The sequence below is a fragment of the Pseudomonas sp. 2995-1 genome, from assembly GCF_002742505.1.
Taxonomy (GTDB): domain Bacteria; phylum Pseudomonadota; class Gammaproteobacteria; order Pseudomonadales; family Pseudomonadaceae; genus Aquipseudomonas; species Aquipseudomonas sivasensis.
On the sequence record NZ_LJSA01000356.1, the window covers coordinates 59249 to 76582 of the forward strand.

Here is a 17334-nt window from a genome sequence, read left to right on the forward strand (position 1 = left end):
GCTTGCGTTGTCTAAGGTTGCAGCATTGCCGATGGAGCGTGCTGGATGACTGCTGTTGATTTACCGGCTGTACCCCGCGTGTTGATTGCCGAGGCGGATCCCTGGTCGCGGGATCTGCTCAAGCAAGTGCTGTTGAATGTGCGTTGCGACGCGCGGCTGGATGTGTGTGCCGATGGGCAGCACGCGGCTACGTTGCTGCGCGAAAAGGGCTACGACCTGATCCTGGCGGATTGGGAGCTACCGGGCATCGACGGCCTGAGCCTGCTGCGCAATGTCCGCCAGCAACGCCGCTCGCCCGCGTTACCGTTTATTTTGCTGAGCAGTCGCAATGACAGCGCCAGCGTGCGTGAAGCCTTGCCCCTGGCGCCCACGGCGTACCTCACCAAACCCCTGAACATGGAAAGCCTGACCCAGCGCCTGCAGGATCTGCTGCTTAATGAAGGCGAAAACGTGTACTGCGAAATTCCGCCGCTGGCGCCCGGCATGACGTTGCCCGTGTTCCTGGAGCGTCGTCGCGAAGCGTCTGATGGCGCGCCGTTGCGTGTCGATGTGAAAGCTGCCGTACAAGCCAGCCTCGGGCCTGATGGCCTGGACCTCAAACGCCTGGAAGACCTCGTGCGCATGGACCCGCAGATCACCGCCGTGCTGGTCGCTGCCGCCAACAGCGCCGGCCATCACGGCAAGCCGGTGCAGACGCTACCGTCGGCCTTGCACAAGCTCGGCGCTGGGCAAAGCATGAACCTGATCCTCGGCCTGGCTCTCAAGCACAATGTGGTGCTGGGCGACCCGGGCTTGGAGGCTTACGCCGAGCGTCATTGGCAGGTGTCCCAGGACACCGCCGACTTTGCCGGTCGCCTGGCGCGCATGTTGGAGCTGGATCACGAGCGCTGCTACGCCGCCGGCATTCTGCATCGGCTGGGTGATTTGGCTTTGCTGCGCTGCCTGGAAGACTGGCGCCAGGGCGGCGGGGCGTTGGATGACGAAGCAATTGGTGAGTCCCTTTACACCTTCGGCGCCGCCTTTGGTTCGGCGTTGCGGGCGCGCTGGCGCTTGCCGCTGGAGTTGCGCCAGCTGATCGCCGCGATTTATTCACTGGAGGGCGGGGTGTATGCCCGGGATGCGCTGGTGGTGAACCTGGCGGCGCAGATGGCACGACTGACCGAACATGAAGGTCTGGAAGCGCTGGCCGTGAGCAAGACCGCGCGCTTGCTCAAGATCGGTTTGTCTGAGCTGACGCGGGTGCGCAAGGCCTAGAGGGTGATGACATTCAAGCCCTTCCCACAGGTCATCTCTGCTGTTGCATAGAGTGGGGGATGAGCCTAACCCGCAATCACGCGGTTCTTGCCCTGGCGCTTCGCCTCATACATGGCGGCATCGGCCCGGGCGAACAGGCTGTCCAGGGTCGAGTCTTCTTCAGTGAGGCTGGCCAGGCCCTGGCTGATGGTCACGCCGAACGCTTGGCCTTCGTAGCTGAAACTCAGCTCTTGGATTTCCTTGCCCAGGCGCTCAGCCACTTGCAAGGCCATCTCCGGCGCGCAACCCGGCAGTACGGCCGCAAATTCTTCGCCGCCAATGCGCCCGAACAGGTCACCACGGCGTAATACGCCACGACCACTCTCGGCGATACGCCGCAGCACCTGGTCGCCTTCCAGGTGGCCATAGGTGTCGTTGACGTCCTTGAAATCATCAATGTCCAGCAACAGGAAGGCCAGTTGCGCGCCTTGGGCACAGGCGGTGTCGAAGGCCTGGTTGGCGCATTCGAAGAAGTGCCGGCGGTTGCTGCTCTGAGTCAGAACGTCGGTGGTGGCGAGGCGGTGCAGCTCCAGTTCCAGCTGCTTCTTGTCAGTGATGTCTTCGGCCATACCCACGACGATCAGCGGCTCGCCGGGCTCGGCCTGCTGGTTGATGTAGCACTTGTCGCTCAGCCAGCGGATCTGCCCGTCGGCGGTGATAATGCGGTATTCGCGATCTTCCACGGCGCCCTGTTCCAGCACGCGGGCCAGGCTGTGTTCGGCGTAGTCGAGGTCTTCGGGGTGAATGCTGTTGCGCCATTCCCGATGATCGGCCAGTAACAGCCCGGTCGAACGGCCGAATATCCGCTCGTAGGCCGGGCTCACGTAGAGCACGCGGCGGGTCTCCCAATCGATGGCCCAGAGCACGGCATTCACACTGACCAGCAGTGAGCTCAGCAATTGCTCGCGCTCGCTCAACCGCTCGACTTCGCCCTGGGCATGCACCAGTGCCAGCAGGGTCGCTGCCGCAGCCGGACGCGGGGGGTCAGCGGTAGCGATGTCGGTAGGAAAGGGCATTTCGTGAACCATCGGCACAACTCTCTCTGGGCGCGCCGCAGGATTTAGCAGCGGTCACAACAAGGGGCCACCATGATGGCGAAGTGTTCATTGAGAGAGGGTAAATGCGATGAAGTTCCGTGAACGGTGCCGATTGGCGGTGCCCGGAAAATGACGCCAAAAAGAGGATGCGTGGGAGGGCAAGCCCTCCCACGGCTTTGTCAGACTGCCGCAGGACGCAGCGAATAGGTCTTCAATTGGTGGGCGAAATCCCGCAGGGACTGGATGCCGCTGGCCTCGGCCTCGTGCACCCATTCCTTGATAGCAGCGAGCATATCGTGGCCGTTGGTGCTGGTCTTGAGCCAGATCTGCTGCAATGCCAGGCGCTTTTCGTAGATCACTTTCAAGGCCTGGCTGTGTTCCAACATGCTCTGGATGCGTAGGTGGTGGCGGTCATCCAGCAGGCTGGTTTCCCGCGACAGCAGGCGTTTGGCACGGTGGAACTGGTGGCGCACCGAGTGATCGACCTTTTCCAGCTCCTGCTTGACCAGCGGGCCGATCACCAACTTGCGGTACTGGGCCATGATCTGGAAGCGGTTGTTGAGGATCGCCATGGCAGTGTCCATGTCCAGATGGCCTTTGCCCTCGACGCGATGAGCAATCGGCGCCACACGCTGGACCTTGGCCAAGCGCAGGAAGCTGAACAGCTTGATCCACGCCCAGCCCAGGTCGAACTCCCACTTCTTAACCGACAGCTTGGCCGAGTTGGGGTAGGTGTGGTGATTGTTATGCAGCTCTTCGCCGCCGACGATGATGCCCCACGGCACCAGGTTGGTCGCCGCGTCACGGCATTCGAAGTTGCGATAGCCCACGGCATGGCCCAGGCCGTTGATGACGCCGGCGGCCCAGAACGGGATCCACATCATCTGGATCGCCCAGATGGTGATGCCGATGGTGCCGAACAGCAGCAGATCGATTACGCCCATGATCGCCACGCCCAGCAGCGGGTAGGGGGTGTAAATCTTGCGTTCGATCCAGTCATCCGGGCAGTTCTTGCCGTAGATGCGCAGGGTTTCGGGGTTTTCGGCCTCGGCGCGGTACAGCTCGGCGCCTTTGCGCAGCACCGTGGACAGGCCCTTGATCACAGGGCTGTGCGGGTCGTCGACGGTTTCGCACTTGGCGTGGTGTTTGCGGTGGATAGCGGTCCACTCGCGGGTGTTCTGCGCCGTGGTCAGCCACAGCCAGAAGCGGAAGAAGTGTTTCAGGCCGGCATTGAGCTCCAGGGAGCGATGGGCTGAATAGCGGTGCAGATAAACCGTGACCCCAACAATGGTCACGTGGGTCATCAACAGAGTGACTGCAACCAGTTGCCAGGCTGACAGGTCAAGAAAACCGTTGTACCACATAGGCTGTTTGGCCCTCTGATAAAGAAAAAAATAGCACCCGCATTATCACTGGCTTTAAGGATAAAACCAGTCACCGTTTCAGATAAGACTTACAAGGTGTTTCCTAATCTATAATCTCGGCGCGTTGTAGGACGATTCTGTTTTTTTAGTAAGGACTACTGGCCATATGCTGTTTTCATACCGAGGTGCCCTGCGTGTGGGGCTGGTATACCTGCTGGTTTCGATTGTGTGGCTCCAGCTCAGCAATCAGATATTGATCAACTTTCTCGATGAACGGGGGGAGTTGGGGTATTGGCTGCAGATGCGCGGCTACGTGTGGGTGGCCCTGAGTGCCTTGGCCATTTACTTCTTATGCGCGCGCTTTGCCCGGGCCCAGCAGTTGCAGCAACCCCTGAAGGAAAACCTCGATCGGTTGCGCCAGGCGGCTGCGGTCTTCGACTGCACCCGTGAAGGCGTGTTGGTCACTGACACCAGGGGCCTGATCGTGCACGTAAACCGGGCATTCATGGAGATCACCGGCTACCAGCGCGCAGACGTCATGGGTCAGCAGCCCAGCCTGTTCAAGTCCGGGCGCCATTCGTCGAATTTTTACCAGCAGATGTTCCAGACCCTGGAGCGCACCGGTGAATGGAGCGGAGAAATTTGGAACCGGCGCAAAAGCGGCGAGATTTATCCACAGTGGCAAACCATCCGGGTGATTCACGATGACCAAGGCCACATCAGCCATTACGTCGCGGTGTTTTCCGACATCAGTGCCATCAAGGATTCCGAGCACGAGTTGGCGCACCTGGCGCATCACGATCCACTGACCGACCTGCCCAACCGCCTACTGTTCACCGACCGCGCCGAGCAGGCGCTGGCCTCGGCGCAACTGCACAAACGCGGCTGCGCGCTGCTGTTGCTGGACCTGGATCACTTCAAGATTATCAATGACAGCCTTGGCCATAACGTCGGCGACCAGTTGCTCAAGCTGGTGGGCGAGCGGCTCAATACGCTGTTCGGCCCCGGTGTGACCCTGGCGCGACTGGGCGGCGATGAGTTCGCGGTGCTGGCGGAAAGTTGTTCACAGGTGATGCAGGCGGCGGCATTGGCGCAGCGCATGCTGGACGTGATGAAGCAACCGTTCATCTTCGACGGCCATCAACTGTTTATCAGCGCCAGCATCGGCATCAGCCTGTTTCCCAACGATGCATTGAGCGCGGAACAACTGCTGCGCAACGCCGACTCTGCGCTGTTCAAGGCCAAAAGCGTGGGCCGCGAGGGCTATGCCCTGTACACCGAAGAACTCACCGCCCACGCGCAGAACCGTGTGGAAATCGCCAGCGAACTGCGCCGCGCCCTCGACCAGCAGGAGTTGCGCGTCTACTACCAGCCTGTACACGACCTGCAAGGCAGCCGTCTGGTCGGCGTCGAAGCCTTGGTGCGCTGGCAACATCCGGAACGTGGCCTGGTGCCTCCGGGCGAGTTCATCCCCATCGCCGAACGTACCGGTTTGATCGCCGATATCGACGCGTGGGTCTTGGAGCAGGCCTGCCGCCAGATGTGCCAATGGCTGGCCGATGGCGTGCTGCTGAGCTTTATTGCGATCAACGTGTCCAGCCGTCTGTTTGCCCGTCGCGAACTGTACGAGCAAGTCGCCCAGGTGCTGCACGCCACCGGCCTGGATCCGGCTTTCCTGGAGCTGGAAGTCACTGAGAGTGCAGTCATGGACGACCCCGAGGAAGCCCTGGAGCAACTGCACCGCCTGCGTGAGTTGGGCTTGCGCCTGGCCATTGATGACTTTGGCACCGGCTATTCGTCCCTGCTGCGCCTCAAGCGCCTGCCGGTGCAGAAGCTGAAGATCGACCAGGGCTTTGTTGCCGGGGTGCCATGGGATGACGACGACGCGGCGATTGTGCGCGTGGTGATCGCATTAGCGAAAAGCATGGGCATGCAGGTACACGCTGAGGGGATTGAGCAGATGGAACAGGCGCGGTTCTTGTTGGAGCAGGGCTGCGATTTGGGGCAGGGGTATTGGTTTGGAAAGCCGGTGCCGGCGCAGGACGTTGACTGGGGCCGCGCGCCCACCATCCAGACTTGAAACGCATTCCAATGTGAGAGGGGGCTTGCCCCCGATTTCGTTGTGTCAGGCCGAACATTGGTACCTGATTCACCACCATCGGTGGCAAGCCCCCACCCGCATTTTGGAACTTCAAAACGCGTTATTTCGGCGCTCGGGCGCAAAACCCTCTCGCAACCCCACGTCCCATCAGAAAATTCTTTCTGGTTATATAAACATTCTTAAATAGTATTTTTAAGAATATCTGCGCTTATCTACTATCGCCCTACGCCGCAAGCAGTGCCGCCACTGCCAGGCACTATTCATTTAAGGAGCGAGACCATGAGCGCATCTCTACGTAGCGTCGACGGCCAGGACGAAGCAGCCATTTTGCGTGAGATCCAGAGCGCCCTGCGCGATCTGCGGTTTGGCGCGGTGGAAATCACTGTGCATAACGCCCAAGTGGTCCAGATCGAACGCAAAGAAAAATTCCGTCTGCAGAACCCGGGTAACAAACCGAGCTAAGCAACCGCGGCGATAGACCCGTCACTATAAGAAAAAGCCAACACCCCAGAATTTCAGGAGCTTCTATGTCGTCGATTCGCCGTTATGCCCTGGCCGCACTGGCCAGCGCCGTGTTTGCCGGTTCCGCTGTTGCCAAGGACTACGAGTTGCTCAACGTCTCGTACGACCCGACTCGCGAGCTGTACCAGGATTACAACGCTGAGTTCACCAACTTCTGGAAGCAGTCCCACCCTGGCGACACCGTTAAGATCCAGCAGTCCCACGGTGGTTCGGGCAAGCAAGGCCGGGCGGTGATCGACGGCCTGCGCGCCGACGTAGTGACCCTGGCCTTGGCTGGCGACATCGACGAAATCGCCAAATTGGGAAAACCCCTGCCGGAAAACTGGCAGACCCGCCTGCCGGATGCGAGCACCCCGTACACCTCGACCATCGTGTTCCTGGTGCGTAAGGGCAACCCTAAAGGCATCAAAGACTGGGGCGACCTGATCAAGAAAGACGTTTCCGTGATCACGCCGAACCCGAAAACCTCCGGCGGTGCGCGCTGGAACTTCCTTGCCGCGTGGGCCTACGGCCTGAAATCCGGTGGCAGCGAAGCCAAGGCCCAGGAATACGTGAAAGAACTGTTCAAGCACGTGCCGATCCTCGACACCGGCGCGCGCGGTTCGACCATCACGTTCGTCAACAACGGTCAGGGCGACGTGTTGCTGGCCTGGGAAAACGAAGCCTTCCTGGCCCTGAAAGAAGACGGCGGCGCCGACAAGTTCGACATCGTTGTACCTTCCCTGTCGATCCTCGCGGAGCCGCCAGTGGCCGTGGTCGACAAGAACGCCGAGAAAAAGGGCAATACCGAGATCGCCACTGAATACCTCAAGCACCTGTACAGCCCGGCTGGCCAGGAGATTGCGGCGAAAAACTTCTACCGCCCACGCGATGCAAAAGTAGCCGCCAAATACGCCCAGCAGTTCCCGAAACTGGACCTGGTGACTATCGACAAAGACTTCGGCGGCTGGAAAACTGCCCAACCGAAATTCTTTAACGACGGTGGCGTGTTCGACCAGATCTACACGGCGCAGTAAGCCGAGAAATACACACCCACGGAGCCCGCATTCACCTGCGGGTTTTGTGTGTCAGTTCCGCTAACCAAGGACTCTTATGTCGCGTCGTATTTCCCCCGTCATACCCGGCTTCGGGCTGACGCTGGGCTACACCGTGGTGTACCTCAGCCTGATCGTACTCATCCCCCTCGCGGCGATGTTTGTACACGCCGCTCAACTTACCTGGGATCAGTTCTGGAACATCATCTCCGCACCCCGTGTGCTGGCGGCGTTGAAACTGAGCTTCAGCACCGCGCTGTACGCCGCCCTGATCAATGGCGTGATCGGCACGCTGCTGGCCTGGGTGCTGGTGCGCTACACCTTCCCCGGCCGCAAGATTATCGATGCGATGATCGACCTGCCGTTCGCGCTGCCCACCGCTGTGGCCGGTATCGCCCTGACGGCGCTGTACACGCCGACCGGGCTGGTGGGCCAGTTCGCCGCTGATCTGGGCTTCAAGATCGCCTACAGCCCGTTGGGCATCACCCTGGCGCTGACCTTCGTGACCCTGCCGTTCGTGGTGCGCACGGTGCAGCCGGTACTCGCCGATATCCCCCGGGAAATCGAAGAAGCCGCTGCCTGCCTGGGCGCCAAGCCGTTGCAGGTGTTCCGCTACATCCTCGTCCCCGCGCTGCTGCCCGCCTGGCTGACCGGCTTCGCCCTGGCGTTTGCCCGTGGCGTCGGTGAGTACGGCTCGGTGATCTTCATCGCCGGCAACATGCCGATGAAAACCGAGATCCTGCCGCTGCTGATCATGGTCAAGCTTGACCAGTACGACTACCGCGGCGCCACCTCCATTGGCGTGCTGATGCTGGTGGTTTCCTTTGTCCTGCTGCTGCTGATCAACTTGTTGCAGCGGCGCATCGAACGTCCATAAGGAGGCGCGGAACATGTCCCAATCGTCTATTTCCGCCGCGTCCTCGGCCAACGCTGCCCGGCGTGGCAGTGCGGTGTCGCGACGTATCCTGATCGGCCTTGGCTGGCTGGTGTTCTTCCTGTTTTTGCTGCTACCGCTGTTTATCGTGGTGTCTCAGGGCTTGAAGAACGGCCTCGGTGCGTTTTTCACCGCGATTCTTGAACCGGACGCGTTGTCCGCGCTGAAACTCACGGTGATCGCCGTGCTGATTTCGGTGCCGCTCAACCTGGTATTCGGCGTCAGCGCCGCCTGGTGCGTGAGCAAGTACTCGTTCCGTGGCAAGAGCATCCTGGTGACGCTGATCGACCTGCCGTTCTCGGTCTCCCCGGTGATCGCAGGCCTGGTCTACGTGCTGATGTTCGGCGCCCAGGGCCTGTTTGGCCCGTGGTTGCAGGAGCATGACATCCAGATCGTGTTCGCCTTGCCCGGCATTGTGCTGGCGACCATCTTCGTCACCGTGCCGTTCGTGGCCCGTGAACTGATCCCGCTGATGCAGGAGCAGGGCACCCAGGAAGAAGAGGCTGCACGCCTGCTCGGCGCCAATGGCTGGCAGATGTTCTGGCATGTGACTGTGCCGAATATCAAATGGGGCCTGATCTACGGCGTCGTGCTGTGTACCGCGCGGGCCATGGGTGAGTTCGGCGCGGTGTCGGTGGTGTCCGGCCACATTCGCGGCGTGACCAACACCTTGCCGCTGCACGTCGAGATTCTCTACAACGAATACAACCACGTTGCCGCGTTTGCGGTGGCCAGCCTGCTGCTGATCCTGGCGCTCTTCATCCTGCTGCTCAAGCAGTGGAGCGAGAACCGTATCAACCGCCTGCGCAAAAGTGCCGGTGAGGAATAAGTCATGTCGATCGAAGTCCGTAATGTCAGCAAGAACTTCAACGCCTTCAAGGCCCTGAACAGCATCAATCTGGATATCCAGAGCGGCGAGCTGGTGGCGTTGCTTGGCCCATCCGGGTGCGGCAAGACCACCCTGCTGCGCATCATCGCAGGCCTGGAAACTCCGGATGACGGCAGCATCGTGTTCCACGGTGAAGACGTCTCCGGCCACGACGTGCGCGATCGCAACGTCGGGTTTGTGTTCCAGCACTACGCGCTGTTCCGCCACATGACCGTGTTCGACAACGTTGCGTTCGGCCTGCGCATGAAGCCCAAGAACCAGCGCCCGAACGAAAGCCAGATCGCGGCCAAGGTTCACGAGCTGCTGAACATGGTGCAACTCGATTGGCTGTCTGATCGTTATCCGGAACAACTCTCCGGTGGTCAGCGCCAGCGTATCGCCCTGGCCCGCGCCCTGGCGGTCGAGCCGAAAGTGCTGCTGCTGGACGAACCGTTCGGCGCCCTCGACGCCAAGGTGCGTAAAGAACTGCGCCGCTGGCTGGCACGCCTGCACGAAGACATCAACTTGACCTCGGTGTTCGTGACCCACGACCAGGAAGAGGCCATGGAAGTTGCCGACCGTATCGTCGTGATGAACAAGGGCGTGATCGAGCAGATCGGCTCACCGGGCGACGTTTATGAAAACCCGGCCAGTGACTTTGTGTACCACTTCCTTGGCGACTCAAACCGTCTGCACCTGGGTGAAGATAAGCACGTGCTGTTCCGTCCCCACGAAGTGTCGCTGTCGCGCCATGAACTGGAAGATCACCACGCGGCCGAAGTGCGTGATATTCGTCCATTGGGCGCGACCACGCGGGTGACCTTGAAGGTCGAAGGCCAGACCGACCTGATCGAAGCCGAAGTGGTGAAAGACCACGACAGCCTGACCGGTTTGGCGCGGGGCGAAACCTTGTTCTTCAAGCCCAAGGTCTGGCAAAAAGCCTGATAACCCCGCATTACCTAATGTGAAAATGGGGCCAATGTGGGAGGGGGCTTGCTCCCGATAGCAGTGGGTCAGCTGATAAATATGTCACTGACCCACCGCCATCGGGAGCAAGCCCCCTCCCACAATTAGACCTCTCTCGGCTTCAGATCGCGTCGAACCACCGGCCCCGAGCGCTCTTCAATCTGTTGTTTCAAGCCCTGCCGCAACCCCAGCAAAAACGCCACCTCCGCCACCACAAACAACGGTCCTACGATCAACCCCGACACATCATCCACAAACGCCGGCTTCTTGCCTTCGTAGTAGTGCCCGACAAACTGAATCACCCAACCCACCACGAACATGCCGACGCCGCTGCTGAGCCACACCATCGTGCTCTGCGCCGCCAACTCATGCCCGGCCCATACCGACAAGCCCATCAGCACCGTCATCAGCACGCCCAGGGCCAGTTCCAGGCGCAGGTAAAACCACGCCGAAAACAACGCCACGATTACCGCCGGTGAAATCCATAGGCCTCCCACGGTCCATTCGGGACGCGACAGCAGCACGGCTACTGCCACCACAATCAGCGGGATACCAATAAAGTGGCTGGCGATATTGCGCGGGTCGCGGTGGTAGGCGGCGTATTGACTGAGGTGGTCGACGAGGCTTTTCATTGTTGTTCCTCCTGTAGGATGTTGGATCATGCCCTGTCAGCCTGCGCCTGACTGTCAGCTGGGCGACAATCTTCGGAGTTCTCATGGACGCAGAGAAATGGCACGCCCGCTTGGCCAGCGGCCATTGGTTCAGCCATCTGCCTGTAGATCTACAGCGTAGTCTGCTGGCGGCGGCGCGGCTGCGCACGCTCGCGGCGGGGCAGTGCCTGTTCAAGCGCGGCGACCCGCCTTGCGGCCTGTATGCGGTGCTGGAAGGCGCGGTGCGCATCAGCGCGGTGAATGCCCAGGGCAAGGAGGCGGTGTTGAGCCTGGTGGAAACGCCTAACTGGTTCGGCGAAATCTGCCTGTTCGATAACCTGCCGCGCACCCACGATGCCCTGGCCATGGGGCCTTGCACGTTGTTGCAGGTGCCACAGGCGGCGATGCTGACCATCCTCGAAGACCATCCGGCGTATTGGCGCGATGTGGCCCTGTTGATGAGCCACAAACTGCGCCTGTCGTTGATCAATATCGAACAGATGAGCCTGATGCCCGCGTCGGCGCGTCTGGCCCATCGGCTGCTGATGATCGCGCAGGGCTACGGCGAAATAGACCAGGCGCGCCGCACCTTGCAACTGCCCCAGGAGGACCTGGCCGCGATGCTGGGCCTGTCGCGCCAGACCACCAACAGTCTGCTCAAGGCGCTGGAGCAACAAGGCCTTATCGGCCTGAGTTACGGCGCGATTGAAGTGCTGGACCTGCACGGTTTGCAGCAGGCCGCTGGTCTATGAACTACGACCCGCGATAGGTGGAGAAACCGTAAGGGCTGAGCAACAACGGGATGTGGTAATGCTGGTCCGCCTGTTTCACCTGGAAGATCACCGGCACTTCAGGGAAGAACGTCTCGCGGTTGGCCTTTTTGTAGTAGTCGCCGGTCTTGAACACCACGCGGTACTCACCCGGCGTCATGCTGCGGTTGGCGGGGAACAGTTCGGCGATGCGCCCCTGCTGGTTGGTGACGCCTTCGGACAGCGACTGCCATTTGTCGCCTACCTGCTGTTCCAGGGTGACGCTGACACCGGCGCTCGGCAGGCCGTTTTCCAGGTTGAGCACATGCACGCTCAGAGGGTTGCCGTCGGCCAGGGCCAGGTTGCACAGGCCGCTGAGGCTGAGGGCGGCGAGGGTCATGCTGAGGGTTTTCATCGAGAGATCCTTTGGAGGGGAATCAGAGGGAAGTTTTCAGGCCCAGTTGCTCGGCGGCTTTTATTGCGCAGGACTCGTCCTGTGCTGCGCCGCCGGCACCGGCGATGCCCAGCGCGCCGACCAGTTCGGCCTCGGCAAACAGCGGCACGCCGCCGCCGAGTAACAGCAACTCGGGCAAGCTGTTAAGGTTGGCGGCCTCGGGGTTGTTACGCGCGCGCTCGGCAAACAGCCGCGTCGGGGTTTTGGTCGACAGCGCGGTGTACGCTTTGCGCTGGCTGGCGAGGCTGTTATGCGGGCCGACGCCGTCGGCGCGCAGGCTCAGCAGCAGGTTGCCGCCCCGGTCCAGTACCGTCAGCGCGGCGCTGCAGTGGGCAAGGCTGGCATCGGCCAGTTGGCGTGCGGTGTGCAAATCGAGGTCGGCATGGCGTGGCAGCTGCGGTGCAGCGAACGCACCGGTGCAGACGGCGAGGCTCAAGAACAAGGCATGGCGGGACATAAAGACGACTCCGGAAAACAGGCCGCTACCGTAGCCAGTCAACAGGGTCAGAAACCGCACAATTTGATGACAGGTTTGTAATCAAACCCAGAGGTAAGGCATGCATGTGTTGTTAGTGGAAGACCAGCCGCAACTGGCGCAGCTCATGGCTCAAGGCTTAAGCGAGGCCGGTTTCGCGGTGGAAGTCGCGGCCAATGGCATGGCGGCGCAGCGCTTTGTGGAAAGCACCGAATACGACTTGGTCATTCTCGACGTGATGCTGCCCGGCTTGAATGCCTGGAAATTGCAGCAGGCGATTCGGCACAAGGGCAAGACGCCGGTGTTGTTCCTGACCACGCCGGGCGGCATCGAAGATCGCCTGCGTGGGTTGGAATTACATGAGGATGATTACCTGCTCAAGCCGTTTGAGGCCAAGGCGTTGGTGGCGCGGGTGAGGAAGTTATTGCGGCGCGATCGCGGGCTCTGATTGCCCCGGCATGTTCAGTGCCTGAACCATTGCTATCGCGGGCAAGTCCCCTCCCACATTTGAAATGCGTTCCCCTGTGGGAGGGGACTTGCCCCGATGAGGCCTTCAGCCTCTGCGCGAATCCACCTACCGCAACCCATCGCGAAACTGCCCTGGCGTCACCCCCGTCCAACGCTTGAACGCCCGGTTAAAACTGCTGGTATCGGCAAACCCCAACAAATGGCTGATCTCTGCCAATGAGCACTGCGGGTCCCGCAGATGCTGCAACGCCAGGTTCTGCCGGCACTCGTTGAGCAACGCATCAAACCGACACCCTTCATCCGCCAGGTGCCGCTGCAAGCTGCGCAAACTCAAGTGCAGCGCCTGGGCAATCCGCTCGGCACTCGGCTCGCCGTCGGGCAATTGTGCCTCGATCGTGGCGCGCACCTTGCGCTCCCAGGTCAGCGGTTGCAGCTGGGCGAGGGTGCGTTTGAGCACAGTTTCGTTGTGTTCGGCCAACTCGGGGTTGGCGTCGTCCAGATGGCTGTCGAAGTCCTGGGCTGCAAATTCCAGGCAGTCCTCATCGGCGCCAAAAAATACCGGCGCGCGGAACACCGTGTGCCAAGGCTTGGGATCGGCCGGTTCCGGGCGCCGCAAATGCACGGCCAAGGGCGCGTAGTCACGGCCCAGGCGATTGCGGCAGGTGCGCACATAGATCGCCGCGAACGCATCGATGGCTTCCAGTGCCGGTGCGGGGCTGCCTTGGGGTTGCAGCAGGCGGAAACGGTAGCGTTCGCCGTCCCGACTCAGCTCCAGCTTCAGCGCATCGCTGACCACTTGGTGATAACGCACGATGCGTTCGAACACTTCCCGCAGACTGCCGCTGGCCACCAGTGCGTATCCCAACGCGTGAAAAGTGGTAGGGCTGACAAAACGCGACACGCGCAATCCAATTGCCGGATCGCCGCTGGCCTGCACTGCCAGCTCCCACAGGCGCGTGGTCGCCGACAGCGGATAGCGCGCATTGGGATCTTCCATCTGCTGCGGGTCGAGCCCAGCCTCGATGCACAGCGCGGCGCTGTCGAGGCCGAGGGCGTCGAGCTGCTTGCGCAGGGCGCGGGTCCAACTGGCGAGGGACGTGGGTTCTGTCATGGCGATTGGCGCTTGCGGTCAACAGGTTGGCGTGTGGGGCTAGCGTCCTGCATGAAGGCCTGGTGCAGGATGTAACCATCTATGAACAAGAGGATGGGAGCATGGACGGTACTTCTGCAAGTCCCCAGCAGATGAACGCACAACAGCGTTCAGCACATATCCGTGAAGTCGTACTCGCCGAAGGCGTGCGCCTGCGCCAGCAGCACCCGTGGTTGCTGCATCAAGACGCCTTGGGCGCGGGCATCCTGGCCTTCGCGCTGCTTGGCATGATTGGCTCGGCGGCGCTCTACATCACCGGTCACATGGCCTGGTGGGCGTGCCTGTTATTGAACGCCTTCCTGGCCTCGCTGACCCACGAGCTGGAACACGACCTGATCCACAGCATGTACTTTCGCAAGCAGCGCCTGCCCCACAATTTGATGATGGGCCTGGTGTGGCTTGCGCGGCCAAGCACTATCAATCCGTGGATTCGCCGGCACCTGCACCTCAACCATCACAAAGTCTCCGGCACCGAGACCGATATGGAAGAGCGCGCCATCACCAATGGCGAGCCTTGGGGCTTTGCGCGGTTGCTGATGGTGGGCGATAACGTGATGTCGGCGTTTATCCGCATGCTGCGCGCCAAAACCTGGGGCCACAAACTCAAGATCCTGAAACGCTCGCTGCTGGTCTACGCACCGCTGGCACTGCTGCATTGGGGGGCGTGGTACATCTTCCTCGGCTTCCATGCAGCCAACGGCGTCGCCAGTCTGCTGGGTGCGCCTATCGAATGGTCCGCCGGCACCTTGCAGATGATGCAGGTGATCGATATTGCCGCCGTGGTGATCATCGGGCCCAACGTGTTGCGCACCTTTTGCCTGCACTTTGTCAGCTCCAACATGCACTACTACGGCGATGTGGAACTGGGCAACGTGATCCAGCAAACCCAAGTACTGAACCCCTGGTGGATGTGGCCGTTGCAGGCGTTTTGCTTCAACTTCGGCAGCACTCACGGGATTCACCATTTTGTGGTGAAAGAGCCGTTTTACATCCGCCAGATGACCGCCAAGGTGGCGCACAAGGTCATGGCCGAGATGGGTGTGCGGTTCAATGATTTTGGGACGTTTGCGCGGGCCAATCGGCTTGGTTTTCCACCGCCAGCAGCGTTTCGATCAGTGCCTTCGCCGCAGGCGACAAGCGAACCCCAGCGCGGCTGATCACTGCGCATCGGTTGTTCAGGCTTTCCAAGGCATGAGGCACATTGCGCCAGTGCAGCACGTTCAATTCGCCGCTGGCCAAGGGGGCGGCGAAGGCTTCTTCTGCGCCCAGGCCGATGGTGTCTGACTCGCGCACGATGAGGGCCAGCGCGGCAAACTGCTCCAGCTCGATAGCGGGGGCAAAGTCGATGCGCCCACTCAGGTTCGCTAACAGTTTTCGAATGCCCGGTGCGATCAGTGGCGTGGCGAGGGGATAGTCGAACAGGTCATTGGTCGACAGGCTGTCCTTGGCCAGCAACGGGTGCCCGGCACGGCAGAAAAACACACTGCGCCGCGGCGTGAGCGCCTGAGTCTGGAAGTTTGGGTCGGCTTCGAAGTGGCGCACATCGGCGATAAAAAATTCGATCTCTTCACGGCTCAGGCTGCGCCCGAGTCTTTCCCAGTTATCCACTTGCAACGCGCTGCGTACCTTGGGGTAGGCGGTGATGAACCGTGCCATCGCTTGGGGCACCAAGTTGACCGCCGCCACCGCATCGCTGCCAAAGCGTACTTCACCGGCGTCGAGCTTGGTCATGCGTGTGACTTCATGGCTGAGCAATGCGGCGCCTTGAACCAGGCTCAAGGCATGCTGCAACACCACCTGGCCTTCGGGGGTCGGGCGCAGGTCTTTATGGGCGCGATCCACCAGGACGCAGCCGAACTCTTGCTCCAGGCCCTGGATGCTGCGGCTGAAAGCCGGCTGGGTGATGCCCATGGCTTCGGCGCCGCGCACAAAACTGCGGTACTCATTCAGCGCGATGAAATAGCGCAGTTGGCGAAGGTCCATGGTGTGCCCGGCATCCTTTAAGGGAACCGGGATTTTAAGGGGATTGCTTATGCCGTCAACGAAGCTTTATTGGTTTAATTAGATCTTAAAAGCATATCTATAGAGCGGGTGCCGTGCGGTAACTCGTCGGGCTGAACACCCGCGTCACCATCAGCATCGCCACTGCAGTCACCGTCAATACCACCCAGGCGCTGGTGAAGTTGCCGGTGATCTCGCGCAGCCAGCCGGTCATCCACGGCGAGATCGCGTTGATCAGGAAGCCTACGCCTTGTACGAAGGCCGCCAGTTGCCCGGCTTGCCGAGGGTCGCGATGGTGGTCGAGGGTCAACAGCAGGCTCAAGGCGAAACACGCGCCCAGACCGAAGCCGCACAACGCCACCCACAGATGAGGAAATTGCAGCGGCGCCAGCAGCAGACCGAGGTAACCCACCGTTTGTGCCAGCAGGCTGATCCCGAGCAGGGGGCGACGGTCGATACCGCGTTGCGCGAGCACTGGCATCAGCAGCGCGGCAATCACTTGGAAGATGGTCATGAACGCCAGCAGCGAACCGCTGGGCAGCACGCCCCAGCCCAATTGCTGATAGTAGGCCGGCAGCCACGCCACCAGGCTCATGTAGCCACAGTTCACCAGCCCGAAATACACCGCCAGCAGCCAGGCGCGACGATTGCGCAGGCCCTTGAATGCGGGCACCACCTGGGGGTTTTTTGCTGCGCCCAGCGGCAGCCAGGCCCACAGCAACAAGGCGCCCAGCGCTGGCAACAGCCACACGCCCAATCCTGCCTGCCAGTCCTCGAAATGCGTGGCCACCAACGGACTGAGCAGCGCCGCCAAGCCACCACCGGCCATCAGCGAGGCCGAATAGACGCCCATCGCCACCGGCACGCGATGATGGAACTCACGCTTGATCATCGCGGGCACCAACGCCTGGATCAGCGCCACACCGGCACCGCCGAGCAACGCCGTGACCAGCAGCGCCGACGCTTGGCCCATCACCCAGCGCGCCAGGCACGCCAGCAGAATCATCGTTAAACCCAGGGCGATACCGCGCCGTTCGCCCAGTTGCGCTTCCACGCGCACGCCCACCAACGCCACCAGCCCCATGCACACCACCGGCAAGCTGGTAAGCAGGGCACTGCTCTGGAAGCTGAGGCCGGTGGCCAAGCGGATTTCACCGAGCAGCGGACTGATAGAACTGAGGATCGGCCGAAGGTTGAGGCCCAGCACTACGAGCAGGCCCCAGCCGGCGAGGGATTTGTTGAGGATCATGCAGCGTCCATGCAGTGGG

General features: G+C 61.1%; 18 protein-coding genes. 10 read left to right on the plus strand and 8 right to left on the minus strand.

The genetic code is table 11. The features are described 5' to 3' along the window. Positions 1-45: 45 nt before the first annotated feature. The gene (locus tag AOA61_RS15855) at positions 46-1254 is read left to right on the plus strand and encodes an HDOD domain-containing protein (RefSeq protein WP_032884869.1); all 1209 of its coding nucleotides are present in this window, start codon (positions 46-48) and stop codon (positions 1252-1254) included. 65 nt (positions 1255-1319) lie between these two features. Here the strand turns inward: AOA61_RS15855 and AOA61_RS15860 are convergent, their stop codons facing one another. After that, a complete protein-coding gene (locus AOA61_RS15860; protein ID WP_032884871.1) occupies positions 1320-2321 on the minus strand; it encodes a sensor domain-containing diguanylate cyclase in 1002 nt (333 codons plus the stop codon). 188 nt (positions 2322-2509) lie between these two features. Continuing rightward, the gene (desA, locus tag AOA61_RS15865) at positions 2510-3694 is read right to left on the minus strand and encodes a delta-9 fatty acid desaturase DesA (RefSeq protein WP_032884873.1); all 1185 of its coding nucleotides are present in this window, start codon (positions 3692-3694) and stop codon (positions 2510-2512) included. A gap of 166 nt (positions 3695-3860) precedes the next feature. Between desA and dibA the strand changes: the two genes are divergently transcribed. From dibA to AOA61_RS15895, 6 genes are all read left to right on the plus strand, one after another. Further along, positions 3861-5774, plus strand: coding sequence for a phosphodiesterase DibA (gene dibA, locus AOA61_RS15870; RefSeq protein WP_099602115.1), 1914 nt, complete (start codon positions 3861-3863; stop codon positions 5772-5774). 300 nt (positions 5775-6074) lie between these two features. Further along, on the plus strand, positions 6075-6257 hold the full coding sequence (oscA, locus tag AOA61_RS15875; RefSeq protein ID WP_003170956.1) for a sulfur starvation response protein OscA: 183 nt from the start codon (positions 6075-6077) through the stop codon (positions 6255-6257). A 65-nt stretch (positions 6258-6322) separates the two neighbouring features. Next, complete coding sequence (locus tag AOA61_RS15880) at positions 6323-7333, plus strand: sulfate ABC transporter substrate-binding protein (RefSeq protein ID WP_099602116.1); 1011 nt, start codon at positions 6323-6325, stop codon at positions 7331-7333. Positions 7334-7409: 76 nt separating this feature from the next. Then, positions 7410-8228 (plus strand): sulfate ABC transporter permease subunit CysT, encoded by an 819-nt coding sequence (cysT, locus tag AOA61_RS15885; protein ID WP_027607868.1) that lies wholly within the window; start codon positions 7410-7412, stop codon positions 8226-8228. 13 nt (positions 8229-8241) lie between these two features. Next, the gene (gene cysW, locus AOA61_RS15890) at positions 8242-9114 is read left to right on the plus strand and encodes a sulfate ABC transporter permease subunit CysW (protein ID WP_032884876.1); all 873 of its coding nucleotides are present in this window, start codon (positions 8242-8244) and stop codon (positions 9112-9114) included. Positions 9115-9117: 3 nt separating this feature from the next. Further along, the gene (locus AOA61_RS15895) at positions 9118-10098 is read left to right on the plus strand and encodes a sulfate/molybdate ABC transporter ATP-binding protein (protein WP_032884878.1); all 981 of its coding nucleotides are present in this window, start codon (positions 9118-9120) and stop codon (positions 10096-10098) included. A 125-nt stretch (positions 10099-10223) separates the two neighbouring features. Here the strand turns inward: AOA61_RS15895 and AOA61_RS15900 are convergent, their stop codons facing one another. After that, entirely contained in the window at positions 10224-10751 is a 528-nt protein-coding gene (locus AOA61_RS15900) for a DUF962 domain-containing protein (protein WP_032884879.1), read from the minus strand. A gap of 83 nt (positions 10752-10834) precedes the next feature. Between AOA61_RS15900 and AOA61_RS15905 the strand changes: the two genes are divergently transcribed. Further along, positions 10835-11521: a Crp/Fnr family transcriptional regulator gene (locus tag AOA61_RS15905; protein WP_099602117.1), complete on the plus strand. Its 687-nt coding sequence runs from the start codon at positions 10835-10837 to the stop codon at positions 11519-11521. A gap of 1 nt (position 11522) precedes the next feature. On the opposite strand, the gene uraH is transcribed toward AOA61_RS15905, so the two are convergent. Further along, positions 11523-11933, minus strand: coding sequence for a hydroxyisourate hydrolase (gene uraH / locus AOA61_RS15910; RefSeq protein WP_032884882.1), 411 nt, complete (start codon positions 11931-11933; stop codon positions 11523-11525). 22 nt (positions 11934-11955) lie between these two features. Further along, positions 11956-12429, minus strand: a complete 474-nt coding sequence (locus AOA61_RS15915) for a heme-binding protein (protein WP_032884884.1) — start codon at positions 12427-12429, stop codon at positions 11956-11958. Positions 12430-12529: 100 nt separating this feature from the next. On the opposite strand from AOA61_RS15915, the gene AOA61_RS15920 reads away from it, so the two are divergent. Then, positions 12530-12895 (plus strand): response regulator, encoded by a 366-nt coding sequence (locus AOA61_RS15920; RefSeq protein ID WP_099602118.1) that lies wholly within the window; start codon positions 12530-12532, stop codon positions 12893-12895. A gap of 126 nt (positions 12896-13021) precedes the next feature. On the opposite strand, the gene AOA61_RS15925 is transcribed toward AOA61_RS15920, so the two are convergent. After that, positions 13022-14026: an AraC family transcriptional regulator gene (locus tag AOA61_RS15925; RefSeq protein ID WP_032884887.1), complete on the minus strand. Its 1005-nt coding sequence runs from the start codon at positions 14024-14026 to the stop codon at positions 13022-13024. A gap of 101 nt (positions 14027-14127) precedes the next feature. On the opposite strand from AOA61_RS15925, the gene AOA61_RS15930 reads away from it, so the two are divergent. After that, positions 14128-15222, plus strand: coding sequence for a fatty acid desaturase (locus tag AOA61_RS15930; RefSeq protein WP_099602153.1), 1095 nt, complete (start codon positions 14128-14130; stop codon positions 15220-15222). Here the strand turns inward: AOA61_RS15930 and AOA61_RS15935 are convergent. Together AOA61_RS15935 and AOA61_RS15940 are read right to left on the minus strand one after the other, a co-directional pair. After that, a complete protein-coding gene (locus AOA61_RS15935) occupies positions 15113-16048 on the minus strand; it encodes a LysR family transcriptional regulator (protein WP_081797602.1) in 936 nt (311 codons plus the stop codon). The two genes, AOA61_RS15930 and AOA61_RS15935, sit on opposite strands and share 110 nt — an antisense overlap. Before the next feature lie 97 nt (positions 16049-16145). Further along, the gene (locus AOA61_RS15940; RefSeq protein ID WP_099602119.1) at positions 16146-17315 is read right to left on the minus strand and encodes a CynX/NimT family MFS transporter; all 1170 of its coding nucleotides are present in this window, start codon (positions 17313-17315) and stop codon (positions 16146-16148) included. Positions 17316-17334 lie beyond the last annotated feature (19 nt).

What these genes read in the sequence shown, in the direction of transcription:
- AOA61_RS15855 (WP_032884869.1), top strand. Translation starts at nt 46, where the DNA reads ATGACTGCTGTTGATTTACCGGCTGTACCCCGCGTGTTGATTGCCGAG.
- AOA61_RS15860 (WP_032884871.1), bottom strand. Translation starts at nt 2,321, where the DNA reads ATGGTTCACGAAATGCCCTTTCCTACCGACATCGCTACCGCTGACCCC.
- desA (WP_032884873.1), bottom strand. Translation starts at nt 3,694, where the DNA reads ATGTGGTACAACGGTTTTCTTGACCTGTCAGCCTGGCAACTGGTTGCA.
- dibA (WP_099602115.1), top strand. Translation starts at nt 3,861, where the DNA reads ATGCTGTTTTCATACCGAGGTGCCCTGCGTGTGGGGCTGGTATACCTG.
- oscA (WP_003170956.1), top strand. Translation starts at nt 6,075, where the DNA reads ATGAGCGCATCTCTACGTAGCGTCGACGGCCAGGACGAAGCAGCCATT.
- AOA61_RS15880 (WP_099602116.1), top strand. Translation starts at nt 6,323, where the DNA reads ATGTCGTCGATTCGCCGTTATGCCCTGGCCGCACTGGCCAGCGCCGTG.
- cysT (WP_027607868.1), top strand. Translation starts at nt 7,410, where the DNA reads ATGTCGCGTCGTATTTCCCCCGTCATACCCGGCTTCGGGCTGACGCTG.
- cysW (WP_032884876.1), top strand. Translation starts at nt 8,242, where the DNA reads ATGTCCCAATCGTCTATTTCCGCCGCGTCCTCGGCCAACGCTGCCCGG.
- AOA61_RS15895 (WP_032884878.1), top strand. Translation starts at nt 9,118, where the DNA reads ATGTCGATCGAAGTCCGTAATGTCAGCAAGAACTTCAACGCCTTCAAG.
- AOA61_RS15900 (WP_032884879.1), bottom strand. Translation starts at nt 10,751, where the DNA reads ATGAAAAGCCTCGTCGACCACCTCAGTCAATACGCCGCCTACCACCGC.
- AOA61_RS15905 (WP_099602117.1), top strand. Translation starts at nt 10,835, where the DNA reads ATGGACGCAGAGAAATGGCACGCCCGCTTGGCCAGCGGCCATTGGTTC.
- uraH (WP_032884882.1), bottom strand. Translation starts at nt 11,933, where the DNA reads ATGAAAACCCTCAGCATGACCCTCGCCGCCCTCAGCCTCAGCGGCCTG.
- AOA61_RS15915 (WP_032884884.1), bottom strand. Translation starts at nt 12,429, where the DNA reads ATGTCCCGCCATGCCTTGTTCTTGAGCCTCGCCGTCTGCACCGGTGCG.
- AOA61_RS15920 (WP_099602118.1), top strand. Translation starts at nt 12,530, where the DNA reads ATGCATGTGTTGTTAGTGGAAGACCAGCCGCAACTGGCGCAGCTCATG.
- AOA61_RS15925 (WP_032884887.1), bottom strand. Translation starts at nt 14,026, where the DNA reads ATGACAGAACCCACGTCCCTCGCCAGTTGGACCCGCGCCCTGCGCAAG.
- AOA61_RS15930 (WP_099602153.1), top strand. Translation starts at nt 14,128, where the DNA reads ATGGACGGTACTTCTGCAAGTCCCCAGCAGATGAACGCACAACAGCGT.
- AOA61_RS15935 (WP_081797602.1), bottom strand. Translation starts at nt 16,048, where the DNA reads ATGGACCTTCGCCAACTGCGCTATTTCATCGCGCTGAATGAGTACCGC.
- AOA61_RS15940 (WP_099602119.1), bottom strand. Translation starts at nt 17,315, where the DNA reads ATGATCCTCAACAAATCCCTCGCCGGCTGGGGCCTGCTCGTAGTGCTG.